Origin of the sequence: Duganella sacchari (genome assembly GCF_900143065.1) — a bacterium.
Lineage (GTDB): Bacteria > Pseudomonadota > Gammaproteobacteria > Burkholderiales > Burkholderiaceae_D > Rugamonas > Rugamonas sacchari.
This window is the reverse complement of the sequence record NZ_FRCX01000004.1, coordinates 508,963-532,142: the sequence shown is the minus strand read 5'-3', so window position 1 is coordinate 532,142 and position 23,180 is coordinate 508,963. Positions and strand designations below refer to the sequence as shown.

Here is a 23,180-nt window from a genome sequence, read left to right as displayed (position 1 = left end):
AATGGGTCACCTGGTGATCTGCGCGAATGGTCCTGGAATCCGCTTTTGCCGAATCCTTATAAATTCAATCGCAACGCAGCGATTCGAAATTCTTCAATTTCAAAAATACATCGGAAGGCACACCTTTTATACCACGCACTTTATCCAATACATCACTATCTATAGCCGGAACATCATCCGGTAGTTGTTTATAACCGTTTCGAGGATTAAGTAAGATCGCGACGATTTTTGGACTGCACTTAGCTCGCACGAGCAGAACGACTCGATTATCCTGATCTGCAGGACTGATTATCCTGGCCTTTTCGCCATCGCTTATTCCCTTCGGAAGAGCTACTTGAAGAACAGACCATTCTGGATAATCATTTAGCTCATGTCCACTCACAACCTCCTTCACCGCATATCCTATGAGTCCAAGAATGAATATTGATACCAGCGTCAAAAAATATTTAGTCATCTTTAGCAGGATTGAAAATTGAAAGACTCGAAGGCGCGGTCTGACCTTGCGGAATTCTAACTATCTCCGACGCATTTTCTCGACCGATGTCGGCGGTGCTCGTCGGCATATTCGAGCGCGTCCCGAACAAGAACGATCCAATTGGATCTCTAGGTTCGAATAGCCCGCCCTTAGATAACGCCTCATTGCAGCGACTCGCGCATGTATCGTATGCTTGGTCAGGATGATTTATAACGTCTGGGAGGGGGACATTCTCCATTGAACGTAATGAGTCTGAAATTTTCTCGATTTGGCTATTTGTCCGTTTCATGATGTAGACCGTAGTCGAGCGATACTTACTTTGCTTATTAAGGTAGTCAGTCAAGCTACTCCGTGGAGCGGTTCCTGTACCAAAAGAAGTTATTCCTTGCCCCTCAATGGCTAATGCCACGTGACCAAAAGGATTTCCAGGCGATTTACCGCCAAAAACAATGGCTACGTTATGTTGCTTTTCACCTTTAATGACTACTGTTGGAATGTTAGGGTCCGTTTTTTCGATCTCATTCTTGTTTGCCGAATTGCCCTTATTCTTTGGATCGCTACCTTTGTTGACCGAATTTGGCGGTGGGACGGTGCTTTTTTCTCCGTTTTTAGGTTTTGGAGAATTTATGCTGTTAGGATCATAGTAGTTATCACTTTGACATGGGGATCTTCCTCCACATGGGAGATTCGGGTCAAAAGCTTGGAAACCGGTCGGATCCGTCAGGTTCGTCGGATTATTCAGCACATAGCTGTACCGATTATAACTCTGCCCATTCATCGGGTCTTGAACGAGCGGATCGCCAGACAGGAACTTGGCCGTATACGGATCGTACACACGTCCATTCATGTGCACGAGGTCCAGCTGGTCCAGCATTTCGTGGTCCGTGAAGCCGCGGTGGTCCGTCACGCCATCGACCGTGTCTGGCGTGGTGTTGTCCACCGCCGAGCGGCGCTTGCCCCAGGCGTCATACGCAAGCTGCTCGATGATCTGGCCATCATCGCCCGTCAACGCCACCGGGCTGCCCAGCCGGTCCTTGTGCGTCCACACCAGCTGCACCGGCTTGTCCGCCACATCAACCTCAAAGCCAATGCCCTGCGGCCAGTAGGTACGTACCTTGCTCACCGTACCGTTTTGCAGCTCCACTTCCTGCGCACCGGCATACACGATCGACAGCCCGTCGCCACGGTCCTGCCGTACTCGCTGGTACTCTGAACCATAGACAAAGCTGCTGCTGTAGTCGCCCTTCTTGATCAGCCTTGGCATGTCAAAGCTGGTCCACTCGATCGACTGGCTGCCCGCTGACGTCAGGTTGCCGTTGTCGTCATACTTGAAGCTGGCGTAGCCCGGAATGCTGCTCACCGCATGCGGGCGCTGCTCGAGCGCTTGCGGATACACATAATCTCCGCTACCAATGCCGGTCTTGCTGCGCAGGCTGCCATTGGCGTTGTACTTGAAAGTTTGCGTCGCCTCACCAATCTTGCTGGTCTCCAGGCGATTCAGGCCGTCATATGTGAATCCTTCCATAAAGCCGTGCGTGTCCCAGTACTGGGTACGCATGACCACACTGCCCAGGCCATCATAGGCATAGCTCTGGTCCAGCCGCAGCGCGCTGGCGGCGGTTTTGACCTGGTCGCTGGTCAGGCGGCCCGATCCCGGGTCGTAGCCCAGCACCTGGGTCAGACCATTGCCCAGTGCCAGCTCGGTCGGCCGGTTGGCCGCATCCTGCTTGCTCACGCTCCACAGCTTGAGCCCGCCGCGCTCGACCGCACTCAGATAGTCATTCTTGTTGTAGCGCAGGTCGAACTGCTTGGTCTTGCCAGCGCCGGTATATTTCTGCGCGACCGCCCTGCCCCAGTCGTCATACACTACCTGGCTTATATAGGCACCGCCGGTCAGCGTCTGCGTAGTCGTGTCCGGACGGCCGTAGCTGTCGTAGGTGTGCACGCGCAGATAGCAGTCTCGACGACCTTGGTCAACACCCCATTCAAGCTCACACCGTTCATCGGCCGGTCGATATCATAACGATTCGGCAGTATGAAGCGCGACCCGCCTGCACAAGTCTTGAACGCAACTAGAATCTCCATTGCTTGGTGAGGCAGATAGACCTTATGAGGATTTCGCCGTTTCATTCGTGCGCCAGGTATCGTCCAGAGGGCACGTTCAAAATCTATTTCATCCCAAGTCGCATCGGTCAACTCGGACTTGCGCACCAACCTCAATAACAGCATTTTGCAGGCCAGTTTGATGGTGGGTGCGCTTTGGATACGTTCCAAATATTTGTAAAACCATCGGATTTCGTTTGGCGAGAGTGTGCGGTCGCGCGGCGCAAACGTCGCTATCGATACTGGCCGCACACCTAGTGCAGGATTCGGATGCCTCACACCGCGCGAGTCAGCATATCTGAACACCTGGAGGACAATTTCACGTGCATGCACAGCCACCGCTGGCGCCTTGCGTTCCACAACGCGGTCACACAATTCACGTAAGCGCTGCTCGGTAATTTCCGACAGGAGTAGCGCACCAAACGGTTTCTTCAGATCGTGTTCATAAGTCCAGCGCCGCATGCCGCGCGTCGACTCCGCCATCTTGTACTTTTCCAGCCAGCGTTCCGCCCACACAGCAAAGGACTCCTCCGCTTTTCTCTGCTGGATCCGCTCGGTCTTGGTGCGCGCCGGCGACTCGCCGCTGTTCAGGGTCTTGCGTGCCTCGGCAAGCGCCGTACGCGCTTCCGCCAAGGTCATGCCACCCACGCCATACCGGCCCAAGGTCACAGTCTCCTGTCGGCCATTGACTCGGTAGTTGAATCGAAACGACACCCCGCCGCTGGGTAGCACCGCGACATACAGACCATCCTGTCGGCGATTTTGTAAAGGCGATCCCGCGGCTTCAGGTTCTTTAGCCTTGTATCAGTCAGCATTTTAGTCTCCAGTCGTATACCATTGAAATAAGAAATCTCTATAAATGTCAGTTACTTAGAGACTTTCGATCAAAGATTAGACCTTGCACAGCCAGCTAAAGTTCGCGCAAAATACCATCAGCGAACGAACACTATGCGGAACCAAGAAAACTCTTTTAAAATCATACAGTTACAGGGAAATATACCAACATAGATACCATCACGAGCTCAGCGGCAGATGATGGTATTCCTTGCCTGAGATCATCACCGAGGAAAACCATGCCATCATGATGACCATCAAAAATCCTTGCTATCGCTTGCTTGAATCTGCCAGGCAGCGTCGACTCAAAAAGAAAAAGCCCCTGAAAATCAGGGGCTTAGTCTCATCCGTTTGCCAGGCAGCGCCAGCCGCTACCAGCTAGCAAATCATTCCCACTCAATCGTCGCAGGCGGTTTGCCGCTGATGTCATACACGACACGGTTGAGTCCGCGGACTTCATTAATGATGCGGTTGCTTACCTTGCCCAGCAGCGCGTGCGGCAGGTGCGCCCAGTGGGCGGTCATGAAGTCTTGCGTCTGTACTGCGCGCAGTGCGACCACGTACTCATAAGTACGGCCATCGCCCATCACGCCCACCGACTTCACCGGCAGGAACACGGCAAACGCTTGCGAGGTCGCTTCGTACCAGTTCTTCGGCAGGTTGTCGGCATCGACTGCCTGGCCGGCCACGAACTCGTATGGCGTGTTGCGCAGTTCTTCGATGAAGATGGCGTCGGCCTGGCGCAGCAGGTCGGCGTATTCCTTCTTCACTTCGCCCAGGATACGCACGCCCAGGCCCGGGCCTGGGAATGGATGACGGTAGACCATGTCATGCGGCAGACCGAGCGCCACGCCCAGCTTGCGCACTTCGTCCTTGAACAGCTCACGCAGCGGTTCCAGCAGCGACAGTTTCATGTGCTCCGGCAGGCCGCCGACGTTGTGGTGCGACTTGATGGTCTGGCCTTTCTTGCCTTTGCCAGCCGACTCGATCACGTCCGGATAGATGGTGCCTTGCGCCAGCCATTTGGCATTCACCAGCTTGCCCGATTCCTTATCAAACACTTCGACGAATTCGCGGCCGATGATTTTACGCTTCTGCTCGGGATCGGTAACGCCCGCGAGGTGGCCCATGAACTGGTCTTCCGCATCCACGCGGATCACTTTCACGCCCAGGTTTTTGGAGAACATGTCCATCACCATCTGGCCTTCGTTCAGGCGCAGCAGGCCGTGGTCGACGAACACGCAGGTCAGCTGGTCACCAATTGCGCGGTGGATCAGCGCTGCCGCCACCGACGAATCGACGCCGCCCGACAGGCCCAGGATCACTTCATCCTTACCCACTTGCGCGCGGATCTTCTCGACCGCTTCGGTGATGTAGTCCGGCATATTCCAGTCCGACTTGCAGCCGCAGATTTCGTGCACGAAGCGGCTCAGCATGACTTTGCCTTGCACGGTGTGGGTGACTTCCGGGTGCCACTGCACGCCGTAGAAGTGTTTCTCTTCGTTGGCCATGGCGGCGATCGGGCACGACGGCGTGTCGCCCATCAGCACGAAGCCTGGCGGCATGTCCAGCACCTTGTCGCCGTGGCTCATCCAGACCTTCTGCATGCCGTGGCCTTCTGCGGTCACGAAGTCGTTGATGCCGTCCAGCAGCTTGGTGTGGTTGCGCGCGCGCACTTCCGCGTAGCCGAACTCGCGCACTTTGCCGTTTTCCACTTTGCCGCCCAGCTGCGCCGCCATGGTTTGCATGCCGTAGCAGATACCCAGCACTGGCACGCCCAGTTCGAAGACGGCGTCTGGTGCGCGCGGTGCGTCGCCTTCCAGCGTGGAGCTGTGGCTGCCCGACAGGATCACGCCGGCGGCGCCGTAGTTGCGCACGAATTCGTCGCTGACGTCATACGGATACACTTCCGAGAACACGCCGGAGTCGCGCACGCGGCGCGCGATCAGCTGGGTCACTTGGGAACCGAAATCGAGAATGAGGATTTTAGAGTGCATGGAATGTACTGAAGAGGTAAAGAAAAGAAAAACGCCGGCCACGGCGGCCGGCGTTGCAAGGACTGTTTAGTCGCCCGAACGGTAGTTCGGCGCTTCCTTGGTGATTTGTACGTCATGGACGTGCGATTCGCGCATGCCGGCCGAGGTGATCTCGACGAACTCTGCCTTGTTGCGCAGTTCTTCGATGGTGGCGCAGCCGCAGTAGCCCATCGACTGGCGCACGCCGCCGACCAGCTGGAAGATAATCGCCAGCACCGAGCCTTTGTAAGCCACGCGGCCTTCGATCCCTTCCGGCACGAACTTGTCGGCCTTCATGGTGGCGTCCTGGAAGTAGCGGTCGGCCGAACCATCCGACATCGCGCCCAGCGAGCCCATGCCGCGGTAGGACTTGTACGAACGGCCCTGGTACAGGATCACTTCGCCTGGCGCCTCTTCGGTACCGGCAAACATCGAACCCATCATCACGGTCGAGGCGCCAGCCGCCAGCGCTTTCGAGATATCGCCCGAGAAGCGGATACCGCCGTCAGCGATACATGGCACGCCGGTGCCTTCCAGTGCTTCGGCCACGTTGGAGATCGCGGTGATCTGCGGTACGCCCACGCCAGCGACGATACGGGTGGTGCAGATCGAGCCTGGGCCGATACCGACCTTGACCGCGTCCGCGCCGTATTCGACCAGCGCTTTGGCGGCGGCAGCGGTAGCGATATTGCCGCCGATGACGTCCACGTGCGGGTACTTGGTCTTGATCCATTTCACGCGGTCCAGGATGCCTTGCGAGTGGCCATGGGCGGTATCGACCACCAGCACGTCCACGCCGGCGGCGACCAGCAGGTCGATCCGCTCTTCATCCTTGGCGCCGACGCCCACTGCGGCGCCGACCAGCAGCTTGCCTTGCGAGTCTTTCGAGGCCAGGGGGTGCTCGTGCGATTTCTGGATGTCTTTGACGGTAATCAGGCCACGCAGCTCAAACGCGTCGTTGACTACCAGCACGCGCTCCAGGCGGTGCTTGTTCATCAGGCGCTTGGCTTCGGTGGTGTCGGCGTCTTCCTTGACGTACACCAGCTTTTCGCGTGGCGTCATCTTGGCGCGCACTTCGGCATCCAGCTCTTGCTCGAAACGCAGGTCGCGGTTGGTGATGATGCCGACGACTTCTTTGCCTTCCACGACCGGGAAGCCGGAAATGCCATATTGCTCGGTCAGCTTGATGACGTCGCGGATTTTCATGGTCGGCGGAATCGTGATCGGGTCACGCAGCACACCAGCCTCGAAGCGCTTGACGCGCGCTACCTCACGGGCCTGATCTTTCGGATTCAGGTTTTTGTGAATGATACCAATACCGCCCTCTTGTGCCATGGCGATTGCCAGGCGGGCCTCGGTGACCGTATCCATTGCTGCCGACAGCAGAGGGATGTTCAGGCTGATATTGCGAGTCAGACGGGTTTTGAGGGACGTATCCGCGGGCAAAACGTTGGAGTACGCTGGGACGAGCAGCACGTCATCGAATGTGAGTGCTTTTTGGAGTAGACGCATAGCATTTTCCTATAGGCGCAAAGCGGCATTATACAGGAAGCGCTGATGTTTGTCTGCAACAACCTGAAACTTGTCCAGCCATAATACGGGGCCGGGTGGAGTAGCGGTGGAAACTGCAAGGCGCGTAGCCCACCAGGCCATGTTTCGTCAGCGACTACGCACGTTTTTTCAAGCCAGTCCTTGTCACCGCGCAAAGACTTAGGACAAAAAAAACCGCCTGAGGGCAGCTCCAAGCTAGTAGATAAGCATCACGCAATGGTGATCGGCTCGCTCTCGTCTTCCGTGTACGCCATCGGAGCAAGATTATTCGCAGCAATTAACTCTTTCAGACTCTGTCCAGCACCTTGAGCTTCGCCACGCACCCGGTCTTCCAGCACGCGCGGAATGATGCCCTCCTCGACCAGCACATTTTCGACGATCTGCTCTTCGCGCAGAATGCTAGAAGAGTTAATCGTCAGCTCTTTATCACCACGGTACCGGACTTGATATAGCGGCATATTGGCCTCCTGAAAGTTGGAACAGCCATGATGGATGAATCTGAAATTCAATGTTTAGGGCGAATGAAGGGAATCGAACCCTCGTCATAAGCCTGGAAGGCTTCAGCACTAACTACTTTCATCATAAAACAAACCAAAATTTACACACCCATACAACAGTTTTAGTGCAAAAGTTAAAATATTTATACTAGAATTTCAATCGCATAGGTTGGAGCGTGCGCCACCACCAAAACAATTGTTAAATTTTGCCACGCGGAATTGGTGTTGTTTTAACGCCAATTTAAGATTATTGCTATCTTAGCTTGCCCTTCGAGGCAAAAAACAGCCCGGTAGCTGCATCTGCCGGTCACCATAACGTTATGTTTAGGGGTTCTACGATGAAACTGAAACTGCTTGCTGCTGTTTTGCTCACCAGTGCTGCCTTCTCCGCCAGTGCTGATGACCAGTCTTTCAATATTTCGCTGGGTAATACGTTCGACTTTTCAGGAGCAGGTACTCTGCTTTCTGGCGGCTCCGACACTATCACCTTCAACGGTTTGGCTTCCGGCACCTACAATGTGGTTCTGTCTTACCACAGCAACCTGGTGGATATCACCTCCGCCACGCTGAACAACCAGAACACCGCTTACGCTGCCAACATTCCAGGCTATTTCAGCGTCGGAGGCTTCACCATCACCTCGGGCTCGCCATTCACGCTGGTTCTGAACGGCACCCAAGTGCTTGCCGACAACCTCCACAACTACCATGGCTCGATTACTGTCAGCCCGGTACCGGAGCCAGCAACCTATGGCATGCTGTTGGGCGGCCTGGGCCTGGTCGGCTTCATGGCTCGCCGTAAAAAACAGTCGTAAAGCCGCTGGTGCTCCAGTTGACAGCCGCCATGAATAGTGGCGAAATCGGTGCATGCCTTACTGGAGCGCCTTTTTATGAACCACCGCAATACATTGTTGATTGCCGGGCTGCTGGCAATTTCCCCATTAGCCTTGGCGCAATACGTGTGGATTGACGACAAAGGCGTTAAACAACTTTCCGATCGCCCGCCGCCGCCTAATGTGCCAGAAAAGCGGATCCTTAAAGCTCCCGGTAAGCCGCTCTTCAATCCCAACGCAATAGACCTCGAACCTGCAGCAGACATGCCAGCTACCCGGCCCGCGCCCACGCTAGCTGACCGCAATGCCGACTTCAACAAGCGCAAGACCGAAGCTGCCGACGCCCAGCAACGCGCCGCCGCTGACACCCAGCGCAAGGCTGACATTGCCGCCAATTGTGACGCCGCGCGCCAGAACCAGCAGGCACTCGACCAGGGGCTGCGCCTGAGCACCTATGACAAGAACGGTGAGCGCGGCTATATGAACGATCAGGAACGCGAGGATTTGCGCAAAAAGACACAAAAAGTGTTGGCTGATTGCAAATAGGCCCTCTTACTTTTGACCGGGGTGCCGTATGATATCGCTATCAATATCACCCGGTTTCATCCATGACCAAGATTCAAGCGGGGAAGAGCCGTGCTAGCGGCCGTATCACGCTGGCGATGGTGGCGCAGCGCGCCGGCGTCGCCACCATGACCGCTTCACGCGCCATCAGCCAGCCGGACATGGTGTCGCAAGCCTTGCGCGACCGCGTGCAGCAAGCCGTGGATGAGCTGGGCTATGTCCCCAACCGCGCCGCCCGCGCACTGGCCTCGTCGCAATCCAAGGTGATCGCAGTACTGGTACCGTCCCTGTCCAACGCCGTCTTCACCGAAGTGCTGGCCGGCATACAGGATGCGCTGGACGCCGACGACTACCAGATCCTGATTGGCAACACCCGCTACTCCGACCGCGAAGAAGAAAAACTCATCGCCACCTACCTGCAGTCCAATCCCGACGGCATGCTGCTGTCGGGCCTGACCCACAGCCCGCGCGTGCAGCAGATTCTGGCCGCCAACCGCATGCCCGTGGTGTCCATGATGGATATGTCGGCCGATCCCGAGCGCCTGTCCGTGGGTTTCTCGCAATTCCAGGCCGGCCACGCGATGACGCGCTACCTGCTGGACAAGGGCCACAAGCGCATCGGCTTCATCGGCGCACAACTCGATGAGCGCACGCTGCGCCGCGCCGAGGGCTACCGCAAGGCCATGGTGGATGCGGGCCTGGCCGACATCAAGCTGGAGGTGATGGTGGGCGAGCCGTCCACCATTGCACTGGGCGCAGAGCTGCTGGGCCGCATGCTGGCCCAGGCGCCGGATTGCGACGCCATCTTCTGCTGCAATGACGACCTCGCGCACGGCGCCATCTACCAATGCCAGCGCCGTGGTATCGCAGTGCCGTCGCAGCTGGCCGTCTGCGGCTTTAATGATCTGCCGGCGTCGGCATGGATGAACCCGTCGCTGACCACGATCGGCACGCCGCGCTACCGCATCGGCTTTGAAGCTGCCACACTGCTGCGCTCTGTCATCAAAGGCGAGCAGCCAGCCCATCGTCAGATCGATCTCGGCTTCACGCTGATGGCGCGCGAAAGCGCATAAACCCCGCGACTGCTGCACCGCAGCATCGATTGTTCTTTACAAAATGCCACAGCGGTCTAACAATGGCCACCATTGTTAGCGCTAACAAATTTATGCTAAAAACTGTACAAACCAGGCAGCCACGCTGGGTCGTGATGGGCGTCAGCGGATGCGGCAAAAGCGCGATCGGCAGGCAATTGGCGCAGGCGTTCGGCGTCCCCTTTCTCGAAGGCGATGCTTACCACTCCACCGCCAACATCGCCAAGATGGCCGCCGGCATGCCGCTCACCGACACCGACCGTGCCGACTGGCTATGGACGCTGCATCGCGAGATCCGCAGCGCGCGCATCCAGGGGACAGGACTGGTGTTATCCTGCTCCGCATTGAAGCGCCGTTACCGCGACCTGCTGCGCAGCGCCGATCCAGAGCTGCGTTTCGCCCACCTGGCCGGCCCACGCGAGCTGATTGCGGAACGCATGGCGGCACGCCAGGGCCACTACATGCCGGCGACGCTGCTTGATAGCCAGCTGGCCACACTGGAACCGCTGCACGACGACGAAGCCGGCATCGTGCTGGATATTTCCAGCCCGCCCGCAGAGCTGGTGCAGCAGATTCTCAAGACCTGACGCTGCAGTTACCGCTATCAAGTCCAACGTGAACCAGCATCTGACCTGGCGTGAAAAAATCAGCTACGGCGTGGCCGACATGGGCTTCAATTTTTATTGGACCAACATCGCCACCTTCCTGCTGATTTACTACACCGACGTGTTTGGCATTTCCGCCGCTGCTGCCGCGTCGATGATGTTCACCATCAAACTCCTCAACGCCTTCACCGACCCGCTGATCGGCGCCATCGCGGATCGCACCAGCACGCGCTGGGGCAAATTCCGCCCTTACCTGGTCTGGTTGCCGTTGCCGCTCGCATGCGCCGCCGTCCTCACCTACACCACGCCCAACCTGTCCGACGACGGCAAAATCCTCTGGGCCTATGGCAGCTATCTGTGCATGATGGTGTGCTATACCTGCATCAACATTCCATACAACGCCTTGTCCGGCGTGCTGTCCGCCGACGCGCAGGAGCGCTCTACCCTCAATGGCTTGCGCTTCATCTTTGCATTTGCCGGCGGCACGCTGGTGACGGCGGCGACGCCATGGCTGGTGCACCAGCTGGGCGACGGCAACGATAAACTGGGCTGGCAATTGACCATGCTGGCGTGGAGCGTGCTGGCGTGCACGCTGTTCGTGCTGACCTTCTTCAACACCCGCGAACGCATCGCGCCGCCGGCCGGTCAGAGAACCAGCGTCAGGCGAGACCTGTACGACCTGTCGCACAACCGCCCGTGGATCGCGCTGTTCTTCCTCGCGCTGATCATCATGATTACCGTCACCCTGCGCACCAGCAGCGCCGCCTACTACTTCAAGTACGTGGTCGAGCGGCCGGATCTGATGGCCGGTTTTGTTCCCGCCTACATGCTGGCCGCAGCCGCAGGCGCCGCACTGACGCCCGTACTGACACGCTTCATCGACAAGAAGAAGCTGCTCATCCTGCTGATGACGATTACCTCCCTGCTTTCGACCGCCTTCTTCTTTGTGCAGAAGGACCAGATCTGGCTGATGTTCGCGCTGCAGATCGGCATGGGCCTGGCGCTCGGCCCGAAGTCGCCGCTGGCTTTCTCGATGTACGCCGACACCGCCGACTATAACGAATGGCGCACCGGCCGGCGCGCCACCGCGATGACCTTTGCCGCCGCTACCTTCTCGCAAAAGCTGGGCACCGCGATTGCGGTTGCGGTCATCGGCGGCATCTTCACCCGGCTGGGATACGTCGCCAACGCCGCTCAAACAGCCGTTTCGCAAGCAGGCATTGTGTGGCTGATGTCGCTGATTCCCGCCGCCTTCGCCCTGCTCGCGGTGGCGGTGATGTTCACTTACAACCTGGATAACCACAAACTGCTGCAGATCCAGTCCGATCTGCAAGCCCGCCAATCCTGACGGAGACACCCCCATGCTACGCCCCACCCACAACGGCGACCGCTACCAGCTGACCAGCGCCACAGCCATGCCACAAGCAGCCGGCTTCCTGTGGAATCAGCAGATGATGATACAGATGACCTGCCGTGGTTACGCCACCGCGCAGTTCATGCAGCCGGAGCCTGCCAAGTACGCGCACGCGCCCAACCTGGAAGCCAAAACTTTCATGCAGCCGGAGCAGAACTATTACGCACACCATCCGGGCCGCTTCTTCTACCTCAAGGATGAAGAGACGGGCGAGCTGTTCTCCGCGCCATATGAACCGGTACGCGCGCCAGTCGACCACTTCACCTTCTCGGTCGGTAAAAGCGATCTCCAGTGGACCGTCGAGCATCTGGGCATACGCATGGAACTGACCTTGGGCCTGCCATCCAGGGATGTCGTCGAACTGTGGTCACTGCGCGTCACCAACCTGTCCGGCCGAACGCGCAAGATCAGCGTCTACCCCTACTTCCCCATCGGGTATATGTCGTGGATGAACCAGTCAGGCGAGTACCGCGCGGATCTGGGCGGCATCGTCGCCAGCAGCGTTACGCCGTATCAGAAAGTCGCCGACTACTTCAAACAAAAGGACTTCAAGGACCAGACTTACTTCCTGTGCGAGCAAACGCCCGACGCATGGGATGCGCGGCAAAGCGCGTTTGAAGGCGAAGGCGGCCTGCACCAGCCGTCCGGCGTGCAGGCGCAACACCTGAGCGGCAGCGACGCGCGCTACGAGACGCCAACCGCCGCCGTGCAATACCGCCTGTCGCTGTCCGCCGGCGAAACGCGCGACTATCGCTTCCTGTTCGGCCCCGCGTTCGATGACGCCGAAATCAAAGCCATCCGCGCCAGATACCTGAGCGCCGACGCCTTCGCGGCCACAGCGAAGGACTATGCGGACTACATCGCCAGCGGCCGTGGATGCCTGCACATCGAAACACCGGACGCGGACCTGGACAACTTCGTCAACCACTGGCTACCGCGCCAGGTGTTCTATCACGGCGACGTCAATCGCCTGAGCACCGATCCGCAAACCCGCAACTACCTGCAGGACAATATGGGCATGAGCTTCATCAAGCCCAGCGTCATGCGCAAGGCCTTCCTGCACGCGCTGTCGCAGCAGGAAGCCAGCGGCGCCATGCCGGACGGGATACTGCTGGCGGAAGGCGCAGAACTCAAATACATCAACCAGGTGCCGCATACCGACCATTGCGTCTGGCTGCCGGTTGCGCTCAAGGTCTATCTCAACGAAACCGCCGATTACGACATCCTCAATGAAGACGTCATCGGCGCGGACAGCGGCGTTGCCCTCACCGTCTCGGAACGCGTGAGCAGCGCCATGGACTGGCTGCTGCAGGCGCGCGACAAGCGAGGCCTGAGCTACATCGCCCAGGGCGACTGGTGCGACCCGATGAACATGGTCGGCTACAAAGGGCGCGGCGTCTCCGGCTGGCTGACGGTGGCCACCGCTTACGCCCTCAATCTGTGGGCGGAGATTTGCGAAACCACCGGCGCCAGTTCTTCGCTGGCCGAAAGCGCAAAGCACTTCCGCGCTGGCGCACGTGCCGTCAATCGCGCCGCCAACGAATATCTGTGGGACGGCGACTGGTACGCGCGCGGCATCACCGACGACAACGTCACTTTCGGCGTCCGTAAAGACCAGGAAGGCCGCATCTGGCTCAACCCGCAGGCCTGGGCCATTCTGGGCGGCGCAGCGAATACCGGCCAGCGCGCCTCCATGCTCGCGCAGGTCGAACAGCAGTTGGTGACGCCCTACGGCGTGCAGATGTTCGCACCACCCTACAGCGCCATGCGCGACGACGTTGGCCGCGTCACGCAAAAGCATCCCGGTTCGGCGGAAAACGGCGCGGTGTACAACCACGCAGCCATCTTCTACATCTACAGCCTGTACGCCATCGGCGAGAGCGATCGCGCCTATGCGCTGCTGCGCAAGATGCTGCCAGGGCCGGAAGAAATCGATTACCTTCAACGTGGCCAACTTCCCGTTTTTATCCCCAACTATTATCGCGGCGCCTGGCGTGAGTATCCGCGTACGGCAGGACGTTCCAGCCAGCTGTTCAACACCGGTACCGTGTCATGGGCCTACCTGTGTTTTGTCGAGGGACTGTGCGGGTTAAAGGGTTGTGCTGACGGCTTGTCCGTCAAACCGCAGCTGCCTTCGCACTGGGACGGCATCAAGGTGGTACGCCAGTTCCGCCACGCGACCTTCAATGTGTCCATACAACGTGCGGACGTCGATAAAATCCAGTTGCATTGCGATGGTAAACGTTTGACTACATCGCGTATCACCGGTATCGTTGTGGGCAAAACTTATGCGCTGGAGGTTTTCATTCCGCGCTCACCATAACTACAAGGACACGGTAATCGTATGAAGAAGCGTCTCTGCTTGTCGCTGGCACTGGCTTATCCTCTCATGTTGACTGGCGGCGCACACGCTGCGGACGCCAGTCAACCCTGGCTCAATCCCGCGCTGTCACCGGACGTACGCGCCGACCAGCTGGTTCAGGCGATGACGCTGGACGAGAAAATCCAGACCGTGTTTGCCTACTTCTCGACCGAATTCGCACCAAAGAAATTCGAACCGCCGAAAGAAGGCCGTCCCGATTCGGCCGGTTATGTGCCGGGCATTCCGCGCCTTGGCCTGCCGCCGCAATGGCAGTCGGATGCAGGTGTGGGCGTCGCCACCCAGGCCGTGTCCAGGAAACCGTATGAACGTACCTCCCTGCCATCTGGCATTGCCACCGCTGCGACCTGGAATCCGGCCGTCGCCTTTGCCGGCGGCGCCATGATCGGTAGCGAGTCGCGCAGTTCCGGCTTCAACATCCAGCTCGCGGGCGGCGTGAACCTGCTGCGCGAACCGCGCAATGGCCGCAACTTCGAATATGCCGGCGAAGATCCGCTGCTGGCCGGCGTCATGGTCGGCGAGCAGATACGCGGCATCCAGTCGAACCATATTATTTCTACGGTTAAGCACTACGCCTTCAACGACCAGGAAACCAACCGCAATCACATCAACGTCAAGATCGACGACCAGGCCGGCCGCATGTCCGACCTGCTGGCCATGCAGTTCGCGATTGAACGCGGCCAGCCTGGCTCGGTGATGTGCGCCTACAACCGCGTCAACGGCGACTACGCTTGCGAGAACGACTACCTGCTTAACCAGGTGCTGAAGCAGGACTGGAAGTATCCGGGTTACGTCATGTCCGACTGGGGTGCGACGCACTCCACCATTCCGGCAGCGCTGCGCGGCCTGGATCAGCAGTCAGGCTACCCGTTCGACAAATCGGACTACTTCAATCACCCGCTGAAGGAAGCGGTCATCAATCGTCACGTGCCGGAAACGCGCCTGAACGACATGGTGAAACGCATCACGCGCACCATGTTTGCCAACGGCCTGGTGGAGCATCCAGTCACCAAGCCTGCCTCCGCAGATGCGGGCATCGACTTCGCGGCGCACGCCAGGATCACCCAGGCCGACGCGGAAGAAGCCATCGTCCTGCTGAAGAACTATAACGGCCTGTTGCCGCTGGCCTCAAGCGTGCGCAGTATCGCCATCATCGGCGGGCATGCGGATGTCGGCGTGCTGTCGGGCGGCGGCTCGGCGCAGGTGTATCCGGTTGGCGGTTCTCCGGTACCGAACGAAGGACCCAAGCACTTCCCTGGTCCTATGGTGTATCACCGCTCCTCGCCGATGGGCGAACTGGCCAGGCTCACCAAAGCCAAACTGGCTTATAACGACGGCAAGGATGTTGCGGCGGCCGCCAGGCTGGCTGCCGGCAGCGATGTCGTCATCGTCTTCGGTAATCAGTGGATGGGCGAGAGTGTGGACGCCGAGGACTTGAATCTGCCGAACAGACAGGACGCGCTGATCGAAGCGGTGGCCAAGGCCAATCCGAAAACCGTGGTGGTGCTGCAAACCGGCGGACCGGTGGTGATGCCATGGCTGAACAATGTCGGCGCGGTGCTGGAGGCCTGGTATCCGGGCACCAGCGGTGGTGCGGCGATTGCCCGCGTTCTGAATGGCGACGTGAATCCGTCCGGCCGCCTGCCAGTCACCTTCCCGGCCTCGCTGACGCAGCTGCCACGCCCTGTGCTCGATGGCGATGCCAAAACCAAGGATGAAAACATCATCGAGAAGGCAAGCACGGACTACAACATCGAAGGCGCCGCCGTTGGCTACAAGTGGTTTGACCTCAAAGGCCACAAGCCGCTGTTCGCATTTGGTTACGGCCTGTCCTACTCCAGCTTTGCGTATGAAGGCCTGAGCGCCAAACCGGCCGGCAATGGCATTGAAGTCCGCTTCAGCATCAAGAACACCGGCAAACGTGATGGCAAGGCCGTCGGCCAGGTCTATGTATCATCAGTAGCGGGCGGCTGGGAAGCGCCCAAGCGCCTCGGTGGCTGGAGCAAGCAGGATCTGAAAGCTGGCGCCAGCGGCGACGCCACCGTGCAAATCGATCCGCGTTTGCTGGGTGTGTACGACAGCGCCAGCAAAACCTGGAAGATCGCAGCTGGTGAATACCTCGTCACCCTGGCTGATTCGGCTGGCGCCGCGCCGGCCGCCAGCGTCAAGGTCAAGCTGGAAGCGAGAACGGTAGACGTCAACGGCTGCTGCTCGCGTTAAGCTGCGGGCAGCATCAAAGGCTACTCTTGCCAGTTGACCTGCAGGTAGCCTACCGATTTGTCATCCCAAACGGTCACCACCGAAGCGACGCGCGTGGGGCCATCGCTCTTGATTACATTGATGGAGCGCAGATGGTAGTGTAACTGCTTGCCACCGTGCTGGCTGGCCAGTGCCAGCGCGTGCTGCGCACGGTCGCCGTTCAATGCAACCACAAGGACAGTGGCGCCGCCCAGCGCCAGCAAGACGCCCAGTGCTTGCGGCACCCGTATATTGCGCAGCTTGCGGCCTTCGATAGCGCGTGCCTGCATCAGCGGCGCGCTACCGAGTTCGCGCAATAACCACAGCAGCGCCACCAGCGACAGCACCGTCGGCACCACGGATGTGAGATAGTTGGCCGGGGCTTGCCGTAACTGGACCAGGCTCAGATCAAGCGGCTGCGCAAACACAGTCACCAGTGCCAGCACCGCGCCCGGCAGCACCAGCCAGCCGATCCAGCGCAGGAATTCGCTGACCGCCAGGCCACCGGACAACAGCAGCACAGCGCTAATCAGCGCACCGTAATTCAGCCCGAAGGTCGTACCGCCGCTTTGCATGAACTGCCAGACAGCGAGGCCCAGATCAACAGCGCCCAGCACCAGCATGACCAGACCGGCACGGCGCAACACCGGGCGATATGACGATGGTGGCGCAACTGGCGCGGACATGGGGGATGGCGATGGCGCCGCCGCCAACTCGGCCAGACGTTCCTCTATCTGCACGACGCGCTCGGGGAAACGGTCTTTATCAATCGTCCGCAGCGCCTGGCGCAATGCGGCGTCGTCATACCTGCTGTAATCGGGCTGAGTCAGAAAAGCTCCTTGCTTAATCAGATGTGGACAGCGCTGCCTGCAATGGCGCAGCGCCCAGGCGGAAAGTGCGTTTGATGGTGGCTTCGTCTATATAACGGCCGTACAGGCCAGCCACATATTGATCGGCGACCATCGTCTTGAGTGCGCTTGCATAACGCAGCCGCACCTCGGGACTGATGTTCTTCTTCGAGACATAAATGCCGGTGAAGCGCGGCGCAGCTTCCGCAATCGGAATGACCGTCACGCTGTCTTTCAGGCGCGGATGCTGCAGGTATTTGGCATAGATGGCGGCGGTAGCGACCGTACCATCGGCACGGCCCATTTCCAGTTTGCCGAACACCGTTTCAAAGTCATTCACCAGCTCCAGGCGGCCGGCAGTGGCCAGCCGCGCCAGTTGCGTCTCGATCGCTGAATCGTAGACCAGGCCACGCGTGATGTTGAGCCGCCCCGTGCCGCGCTCGACGAAGTCACTGAGGCTGGCGTAGCTCTGTCCCGACGCATCCCGCAATATCAAATCATATTGCAGATAGGCGTAAGGCAAATGGCGCGCATAGGCATCGCGTTCCGGCGTGCGGAAGGCGCCCATCGCCATGTCGATGCGTCCGGCCTGCAGCTCGACAAACAGGCGCTGGCGTGGATACCAATGGAATTCGAATTTGCAGCCGGAACGCCGCGCCAGTTCATTGACGACGTCCACCGCAATGCCGCTGATACGGCCGTTTTCGCGATACGAGGTGTACCCCAGGTCGCTGAAACCGACACGGGTCATGGACGGGCAATCGCCGCCCGCCTCCGCCAAGGGCAGGCTGCACCACAAACTGGCCAGCAGAAACAAGCGGTTGCGTCTCATCACGGACTCTTGGCAACTAGTAATGGCGAGTGTATCGCACATTGATGCACTGCGGTAAGCGCGAATGAGGTCAGCCAAGCCGGTTTGCAACAGTGTCAAGCCGCCAAGGGGATAGCGGTACACTAGCAGCATGAATCTGACGCCCGCCAAGCAAGCCGAACTCCACCGTGCCATGGATGATGCGCTAGCGGATCACGCCTTGCTGTCGGCGCCGCCAGGCCTGGAGCCGCTGATCGGCACGCCACCGCTGCCCGTCGCGCACATTGCCGATGGCGAGCTGCACATCGTCCGCCACAAGGATAATGGCTGTGTACAGTTTGTGTTTCCGGCGGCCGGCCCGGCCACGCTGGCGCCGCAAGGCTGGGACTGGATCGTCCAGGCCACGCTGCGGACCGGCGAGCACATGACCCAGTCGATGATCGAAAAGATCGAGGAGCACAACAAGCCAGAGCGTTTGCTGTCACTGCGCCATGGTTACGGCGTCGCCGCCACGCCGGAGGAACTGGCCGCGTCGCGCGGGCACAAGGTACTGCTGCTGGTACACGGCGTGTTCAGCTCTATCGAAGGTGCGTTTGCGGACGTCGATCTGCAGCCGCTGCTGGAGCGCTACGAAGGCCGCGTGTTCGGCTACGACCATTGGACCATCGCCAAGACGCCGCAACGCAACGCCCTGGATTTGCTGTCGCTGCTGCCGCAGGACGTGGCGTGGGAGGTCGACATCCTGTGCCATAGCCGTGGTGGTCTGGTGGTCCGATCACTGCTGACGCAAGCCATGCCCGACATCGTCCAGGCGCGTAGCGGACGCTTCGGCAAAATCGGTACCGTGATGTTCGTGGCGGCGGCCAATCAAGGTTCGCCGCTGGCGTCGCCCGATGAAATTCAACAGTTTCTGAATGCGGCGGCTTTGCTGGCGTCCTTCAGCAGCGGCATGGCGCTGGATGTGGTGATCGGTCTGGCGCGCATGGTGCTGTCGCTGGGTTTCGGCCGTCCCAGCATACAGGCGCTGGCCAGCGGCTCCGAACTCATCGGCAAACTCGACCACGGCGCCACGCTGCTTACCAGCGCCAGCAGCTACTATGCACGCGCCAACTTCGACTACGGCCACTCAGCACTGGAACGCACGGGCGCCCTGCTCAGTCACACCCTCATGGACAGCGCCAGCGACCTGATCGTCCCCTACGCCAACGTGCTGCTGCCGCAGGCCACGCCCGACGACGCCCACCTACTCAGCTTTGGCACTGCGGAACAAAAGCAAAACGAAGTGTGGCACACAGAATTCTTTCGCCAGCCCGCCACGCGCGCGTTTCTACTGCAGCATTTACGTTAAGGCGGCAGTGCTCAGGCGGCCGGCTCCACCGGTGCAGATTTACGCCGGCGGCGGGCGTTTTTGGGGTCGGCGATCAGCGGGCGATAGAGTTCGATGCGGTCGTGTTCCCGCACCACGGTGTCCAGCGTTTTCTTCTTGGCGTAGATGCCGACCTGTAATTCGCTCAGGTTCAGGCCCGGCACCTCCTGCTGCACGCCGCTCAGGGCGATGGCTTGTTCGATCGTGGTGCCGGCCGGTACCTGCAAGTCGCGCAGGAACTGCAGCGCGTCGCTGGCGTAGCACACCTGTATCGTAAAGGCCTCAGTTGCCATAGACCGTTTCCGCCCGTTTGCAGAAGGAGTCCACCATACTGTTGGCGATCATGCCAAACACCGGTCCCACCAGCTTGGCCAGCAAGGCGCTGGAAAACTCGTAATGCAGGTCCAGGTCGATCTTGCACGCATCCTCGCGCAAGGCCTTGAAGGTCCACACGCCGTCCAGACACTTGAAAGGACCGTCCACCAGCTTCATCTTGATCTCGGTCGGCACGGTATTCTGGTTGGAGGTAGTAAAGCTCTGCTTGACGCCGTGGTAATTGATGCCAACGCTGGCCACCACGGTATCCTCGCTGCGCTCCTTGATCTCCACACCACCGCACCATGGCAGAAATTTCGGATAATCCTCGATCGCAGCGACCAGATCGAACATTTGTTGGGCGCTGTAACCGAGTAAAACTGATTTGTGCACTACTGCCATTGTCTAACCATTTGCTATGATGTTGAATTATTCGCGCTTTTGCGCGCGCAGCAGTAGTTTAACCGATACGAACACATGACCATAGCTGATAACAAAAAAGCCTTTTTTGACTATTTCATTGAAGACCGCTTTGAAGCGGGCATCGTGCTGGAAGGCTGGGAAGTCAAGGCCATCCGCGATAACAAGGTCCAGATCAAGGAAGCCTACGTCACCATCAAGGGCGACGAGCTGTTCCTGTTTGGCGCCCACATCAGCGCCCTGCCGACCGCCTCCACGCACATCACGCCGGACATGGTGCGCACCCGCAAACTGCTGCTGCACCGCGAGCAAATCGACAAGCTGATCGGTAAAGTCACGCGCGCCGGCTATACGCTGGTCCCGCTCAACCTGCATTTCAAGGGCGGCCGCGTGAAATGTGAAATCGGCCTGGCCAAGGGCAAAAAGATGCACGACAAACGTGCTACCGAGAAAGATCGCGACGGCAAGCGCGAAGTGGCGCAAGCCATGAAAACCCACCGCCGCTAAAACTGTTGCGCGCCCTGTACAAAACCCGGTCTTGCACCGGGTTTTTTATTGGGTGGAGAATTTCTAATTAGAAACATCCATGCTAAACTGGGAGAACAACGATTTTACATTCGTGGCTTGCGTGTGGCCGCGATCTGGACAGTGTACTTTTGACGACGAGGCAATTATGGCGCTGAAAACTGCAATAGCTCTGGCAGCCGGCATCCTGCTGGCAGGATGTGCGGCGCGCTATACGCCGACGCCGCTGGCCGCCAATTTCCCCACTACCAAGCAAGCCAAGCTGCAGGCGGCGTATCACTGGGGCGTCATTGCCGACAATATCGAGAAACGCGTGGCGGCCGAGCTCAAGAAGAGCCCGCCGCGCCCGGTCTACATCAATGAAGCCAAGGATCCCAACCCATTCCAGCGCGCGCTGGCGGCTCAGCTGACCACCTCGCTGGTCAATGATGGCTATGTGGTCTCGCGGACGCCGGCCGGCTCGCTCAAGGTCGACATGGATGTGCAGGCAGTCACGTTTGCAGTCAACCGTCCGCAATACCGCTACCACGGCGAACTGGCGGCGATCGGCGCCGGCGTCTGGCTGCTCAGCGCAGTGGAAGCGCCAGTGCTGTTCAATGTGGCTGCCGGAGCTGGTGCAGTGGATGGCCATAACTGGATCAACGCCCAGTTCGCGCCAGGCGACACACCTAAAACCGAAATCATCATTACCGTCTCGGTGTCCGACCAGTACCGCTATCTGGCACGCAACACCTCGGCCTATTATGTGGCCGACAGCGACCGCTTCCTGTACGGCATCGTCGATCCCCAGCCCGAAGAACCTAAACTGACCCGTACCTTCCAGGTACGCGGAGACCTGTAATGCTGAAGACCGTATTGCGCACCGCCGTGCTGGCCACGCCGCTGCTGCTGGCTGCCTGTTCCTCGAATCCGAAACAGGAAGAAGGCAACTACTCGACCATTTCGTCCAACCAGTTCATCAACGCCAACTACAAGGCCGCCGACGCGCTACTGCAGCAGCTGAGCGGCAAGCTGGTGGCCGACAAGCCGCTGATCGTCGCCACCGTGGTCAATATCGACGCGCTTGAACAGACCACCACGCTGGGGCGCCTGGTATCCGAACAGATTTCCACGCGCATGGCGCAAGGCGGCCTGGCCATGCTGGAGATGAAGCTGCGCAACAGCGTCTACCTGAAACGCAACCAGGGCGAGCTGATGCTGACCCGTGAGATCGGCGAAGTGGCCAACAGCCATAATGCGCAAGCAATCGTGGTGGGCTCATACGCGGAGACCAGCGACATGGTATTCATCAACATCAAGGTGATCCAGCCCAACACCAACTTCGTGCTGGCTGGCCATGACTACGTGCTGGCCAAGGAAGCCATCATCCGCTCCATGCTGCAACGGAATTAACTACAGGAGCAACGGCAACACATCCACTGCCGCAGCCTCAACCTTCAAGCCGATCAGGTCATCCGCCCGGGTTTTGCCCAGGTTGATGGCCGCGATCGGCTTGTTTGCCTGCGCCGCCAGTTTGGCAAAGCGGTAGCCGGAAAACACCATGAGCGAGGAACCGACCACCAGCACCGCATCGGCCTCCTCGGCCCATTGCAACGCTGCCGCCGTGCGCTGCGGCGGGATGTTATCGCCAAAGAAGATCACGTCCGGCTGCAGGGTGCCGCCGCAGGCTGCGCAGTAAGGCAGCTGGAAATCCTGGAATTCATCAAGCTCCACTTCCGCATCGCCGTCGGGACGCGCTTCCGGCACTACCTCGCCAGCCGGGCCGGTCGGCACCAGTTCCGGGTTCGCCTGCGCCAGCCAGTGCTGGATCTCGGCGCGCGGATGGACGGTGCGGCAATCCAGACACACCACGCCATGGATATTCCCATGCAGCTCAATCAGCTTGTGGCTGCCGGCGCGCTGATGCAGGCCGTCGACGTTTTGCGTGATGACGCTGTGGATGCGGCCCGCCTGCTCGAGCGCCGCCAGCGCATGGTGCGCCACATTCGGCGCAGCGCCCGCCAGCGTCGGATAGCCGGCCATGCTGCGCGCCCAGTAACGGCGCCGCACCGCCTCGGACTTGCGGAAATCCGGTCCCTGGATCGGGTTACGGCCGCGCCGCACGCCGTCCTTGTCACGGTAATCGGGAATGCCGGACGCCGTACTCAGGCCGGCGCCGGTCAGTACCAGCACGCGCTGGTGCTGGTGCAGAAAGGTCTGGAGATGATCGATTTGCTGGTTCAGGTTCATACCCGAATGGTACAACACATCAGAAAGTGACAAATGTCTCTGGCCGTAAGCAGCCTGGTCGAGATAAGA

The 23,180-nt window shown here is 59.2% G+C and carries 22 protein-coding genes; 11 read left to right on the top strand and 11 right to left on the bottom strand.

Features of this window, described 5'->3' with window-relative positions; all coding sequences use genetic code 11:
• Positions 1-64 precede the first annotated feature (64 nt).
• The 6 genes from BUA36_RS30255 to BUA36_RS11475 all read right to left on the bottom strand — a co-directional run bounded on the left by BUA36_RS30255 (position 65) and on the right by BUA36_RS11475 (position 7,436).
• Positions 65-454: a hypothetical protein gene (locus BUA36_RS30255; RefSeq protein WP_139260483.1), complete on the bottom strand. Its 390-nt coding sequence runs from the start codon at positions 452-454 to the stop codon at positions 65-67.
• Positions 447-2,420, bottom strand: coding sequence for an RHS repeat domain-containing protein (locus BUA36_RS11495; RefSeq protein ID WP_072784541.1), 1,974 nt, complete (start codon positions 2,418-2,420; stop codon positions 447-449). The genes BUA36_RS30255 and BUA36_RS11495 overlap by 8 nt, the downstream gene beginning before the upstream one ends.
• Positions 2,369-3,292 (bottom strand): tyrosine-type recombinase/integrase, encoded by a 924-nt coding sequence (locus BUA36_RS11490; protein ID WP_229255674.1) that lies wholly within the window; start codon positions 3,290-3,292, stop codon positions 2,369-2,371. Before BUA36_RS11490 ends, BUA36_RS11495 begins: the two co-directional genes overlap by 52 nt.
• A 506-nt stretch (positions 3,293-3,798) precedes the next feature.
• On the bottom strand, positions 3,799-5,409 hold the full coding sequence (guaA, locus tag BUA36_RS11485; protein WP_072784536.1) for a glutamine-hydrolyzing GMP synthase: 1,611 nt from the start codon (positions 5,407-5,409) through the stop codon (positions 3,799-3,801).
• Between the two features lie 66 nt (positions 5,410-5,475).
• Positions 5,476-6,939 carry an IMP dehydrogenase gene (gene guaB / locus BUA36_RS11480; RefSeq protein ID WP_072784510.1) on the bottom strand — a complete coding sequence of 488 codons (1,464 nt, stop codon included), beginning with the start codon at positions 6,937-6,939 and terminating at the stop codon, positions 5,476-5,478.
• A 248-nt stretch (positions 6,940-7,187) separates the two neighbouring features.
• Positions 7,188-7,436 carry a hypothetical protein gene (locus BUA36_RS11475; protein ID WP_072784509.1) on the bottom strand — a complete coding sequence of 83 codons (249 nt, stop codon included), beginning with the start codon at positions 7,434-7,436 and terminating at the stop codon, positions 7,188-7,190.
• A gap of 359 nt (positions 7,437-7,795) precedes the next feature.
• On the opposite strand from BUA36_RS11475, the gene BUA36_RS11470 reads away from it, so the two are divergent.
• From BUA36_RS11470 to BUA36_RS11440, 7 genes are all read left to right on the top strand, one after another.
• Positions 7,796-8,287 (top strand): FxDxF family PEP-CTERM protein, encoded by a 492-nt coding sequence (locus BUA36_RS11470; protein WP_084560104.1) that lies wholly within the window; start codon positions 7,796-7,798, stop codon positions 8,285-8,287.
• 75 nt (positions 8,288-8,362) lie between these two features.
• Positions 8,363-8,851 carry a DUF4124 domain-containing protein gene (locus BUA36_RS11465; RefSeq protein ID WP_072784507.1) on the top strand — a complete coding sequence of 163 codons (489 nt, stop codon included), beginning with the start codon at positions 8,363-8,365 and terminating at the stop codon, positions 8,849-8,851.
• A 62-nt stretch (positions 8,852-8,913) separates the two neighbouring features.
• Complete coding sequence (gene gntR / locus BUA36_RS11460; protein WP_072784506.1) at positions 8,914-9,942, top strand: HTH-type transcriptional regulator GntR; 1,029 nt, start codon at positions 8,914-8,916, stop codon at positions 9,940-9,942.
• Between the two features lie 92 nt (positions 9,943-10,034).
• A complete protein-coding gene (locus BUA36_RS11455) occupies positions 10,035-10,547 on the top strand; it encodes a gluconokinase (protein ID WP_229255673.1) in 513 nt (170 codons plus the stop codon).
• A gap of 28 nt (positions 10,548-10,575) precedes the next feature.
• Positions 10,576-11,913 (top strand): MFS transporter, encoded by a 1,338-nt coding sequence (locus tag BUA36_RS11450; protein WP_072784504.1) that lies wholly within the window; start codon positions 10,576-10,578, stop codon positions 11,911-11,913.
• A 13-nt stretch (positions 11,914-11,926) separates the two neighbouring features.
• On the top strand, positions 11,927-14,302 hold the full coding sequence (locus BUA36_RS11445) for a GH36-type glycosyl hydrolase domain-containing protein (RefSeq protein ID WP_072784503.1): 2,376 nt from the start codon (positions 11,927-11,929) through the stop codon (positions 14,300-14,302).
• A 21-nt stretch (positions 14,303-14,323) separates the two neighbouring features.
• Positions 14,324-16,579 carry a beta-glucosidase family protein gene (locus tag BUA36_RS11440; RefSeq protein ID WP_072784502.1) on the top strand — a complete coding sequence of 752 codons (2,256 nt, stop codon included), beginning with the start codon at positions 14,324-14,326 and terminating at the stop codon, positions 16,577-16,579.
• 20 nt (positions 16,580-16,599) lie between these two features.
• On the opposite strand, the gene BUA36_RS11435 is transcribed toward BUA36_RS11440, so the two are convergent.
• Positions 16,600-17,337 carry a hypothetical protein gene (locus tag BUA36_RS11435; RefSeq protein WP_139260481.1) on the bottom strand — a complete coding sequence of 246 codons (738 nt, stop codon included), beginning with the start codon at positions 17,335-17,337 and terminating at the stop codon, positions 16,600-16,602.
• Between the two features lie 103 nt (positions 17,338-17,440).
• Positions 17,441-18,277, bottom strand: a complete 837-nt coding sequence (locus BUA36_RS11430; RefSeq protein WP_072784497.1) for a substrate-binding periplasmic protein — start codon at positions 18,275-18,277, stop codon at positions 17,441-17,443.
• 130 nt (positions 18,278-18,407) lie between these two features.
• On the opposite strand from BUA36_RS11430, the gene BUA36_RS11425 reads away from it, so the two are divergent.
• On the top strand, positions 18,408-19,604 hold the full coding sequence (locus tag BUA36_RS11425) for a DUF7379 domain-containing protein (protein ID WP_072784495.1): 1,197 nt from the start codon (positions 18,408-18,410) through the stop codon (positions 19,602-19,604).
• Positions 19,605-19,615: 11 nt separating this feature from the next.
• On the opposite strand, the gene BUA36_RS11420 is transcribed toward BUA36_RS11425, so the two are convergent.
• On the bottom strand, positions 19,616-19,915 hold the full coding sequence (locus BUA36_RS11420) for an RnfH family protein (protein ID WP_072784493.1): 300 nt from the start codon (positions 19,913-19,915) through the stop codon (positions 19,616-19,618).
• Positions 19,905-20,339, bottom strand: coding sequence for a type II toxin-antitoxin system RatA family toxin (locus BUA36_RS11415; RefSeq protein ID WP_072784491.1), 435 nt, complete (start codon positions 20,337-20,339; stop codon positions 19,905-19,907). Before BUA36_RS11415 ends, BUA36_RS11420 begins: the two co-directional genes overlap by 11 nt.
• 75 nt (positions 20,340-20,414) lie before the next feature.
• Here BUA36_RS11415 and smpB point away from each other — a divergent pair, with 75 nt between their 5' ends.
• From smpB to BUA36_RS11400, 3 genes are all read left to right on the top strand, one after another.
• A complete protein-coding gene (smpB, locus tag BUA36_RS11410) occupies positions 20,415-20,864 on the top strand; it encodes an SsrA-binding protein SmpB (protein ID WP_072784488.1) in 450 nt (149 codons plus the stop codon).
• 166 nt (positions 20,865-21,030) lie between these two features.
• Entirely contained in the window at positions 21,031-21,723 is a 693-nt protein-coding gene (locus BUA36_RS11405) for a hypothetical protein (RefSeq protein ID WP_072784485.1), read from the top strand.
• The gene (locus BUA36_RS11400) at positions 21,723-22,274 is read left to right on the top strand and encodes a FlgO family outer membrane protein (RefSeq protein WP_072784483.1); all 552 of its coding nucleotides are present in this window, start codon (positions 21,723-21,725) and stop codon (positions 22,272-22,274) included. Before BUA36_RS11405 ends, BUA36_RS11400 begins: the two co-directional genes overlap by 1 nt.
• Here the strand turns inward: BUA36_RS11400 and BUA36_RS11395 are convergent, their stop codons facing one another.
• Complete coding sequence (locus BUA36_RS11395; RefSeq protein WP_072784481.1) at positions 22,275-23,111, bottom strand: NAD-dependent protein deacetylase; 837 nt, start codon at positions 23,109-23,111, stop codon at positions 22,275-22,277.
• Positions 23,112-23,180 lie beyond the last annotated feature (69 nt).

Bases quoted from the DNA above. Each gene is read 5' to 3' on its own strand.
- BUA36_RS11475 (WP_072784509.1), bottom strand. From the start codon at position 7,436: ATGCCGCTATATCAAGTCCGGTACCGTGGTGATAAAGAGCTGACGATT.
- BUA36_RS11445 (WP_072784503.1), top strand. From the start codon at position 11,927: ATGCTACGCCCCACCCACAACGGCGACCGCTACCAGCTGACCAGCGCC.
- BUA36_RS11415 (WP_072784491.1), bottom strand. From the start codon at position 20,339: ATGGCAGTAGTGCACAAATCAGTTTTACTCGGTTACAGCGCCCAACAA.
- guaB (WP_072784510.1), bottom strand. From the start codon at position 6,939: ATGCGTCTACTCCAAAAAGCACTCACATTCGATGACGTGCTGCTCGTC.
- BUA36_RS11470 (WP_084560104.1), top strand. From the start codon at position 7,796: ATGTTTAGGGGTTCTACGATGAAACTGAAACTGCTTGCTGCTGTTTTG.
- BUA36_RS11440 (WP_072784502.1), top strand. From the start codon at position 14,324: ATGAAGAAGCGTCTCTGCTTGTCGCTGGCACTGGCTTATCCTCTCATG.
- BUA36_RS11430 (WP_072784497.1), bottom strand. From the start codon at position 18,277: ATGAGACGCAACCGCTTGTTTCTGCTGGCCAGTTTGTGGTGCAGCCTG.
- BUA36_RS11455 (WP_229255673.1), top strand. From the start codon at position 10,035: ATGCTAAAAACTGTACAAACCAGGCAGCCACGCTGGGTCGTGATGGGC.
- BUA36_RS11395 (WP_072784481.1), bottom strand. From the start codon at position 23,111: ATGAACCTGAACCAGCAAATCGATCATCTCCAGACCTTTCTGCACCAG.
- smpB (WP_072784488.1), top strand. From the start codon at position 20,415: ATGACCATAGCTGATAACAAAAAAGCCTTTTTTGACTATTTCATTGAA.
- BUA36_RS11400 (WP_072784483.1), top strand. From the start codon at position 21,723: ATGCTGAAGACCGTATTGCGCACCGCCGTGCTGGCCACGCCGCTGCTG.
- BUA36_RS11465 (WP_072784507.1), top strand. From the start codon at position 8,363: ATGAACCACCGCAATACATTGTTGATTGCCGGGCTGCTGGCAATTTCC.
- gntR (WP_072784506.1), top strand. From the start codon at position 8,914: ATGACCAAGATTCAAGCGGGGAAGAGCCGTGCTAGCGGCCGTATCACG.
- BUA36_RS11420 (WP_072784493.1), bottom strand. From the start codon at position 19,915: ATGGCAACTGAGGCCTTTACGATACAGGTGTGCTACGCCAGCGACGCG.
- guaA (WP_072784536.1), bottom strand. From the start codon at position 5,409: ATGCACTCTAAAATCCTCATTCTCGATTTCGGTTCCCAAGTGACCCAG.
- BUA36_RS11405 (WP_072784485.1), top strand. From the start codon at position 21,031: ATGGCGCTGAAAACTGCAATAGCTCTGGCAGCCGGCATCCTGCTGGCA.
- BUA36_RS30255 (WP_139260483.1), bottom strand. From the start codon at position 454: ATGACTAAATATTTTTTGACGCTGGTATCAATATTCATTCTTGGACTC.
- BUA36_RS11425 (WP_072784495.1), top strand. From the start codon at position 18,408: ATGAATCTGACGCCCGCCAAGCAAGCCGAACTCCACCGTGCCATGGAT.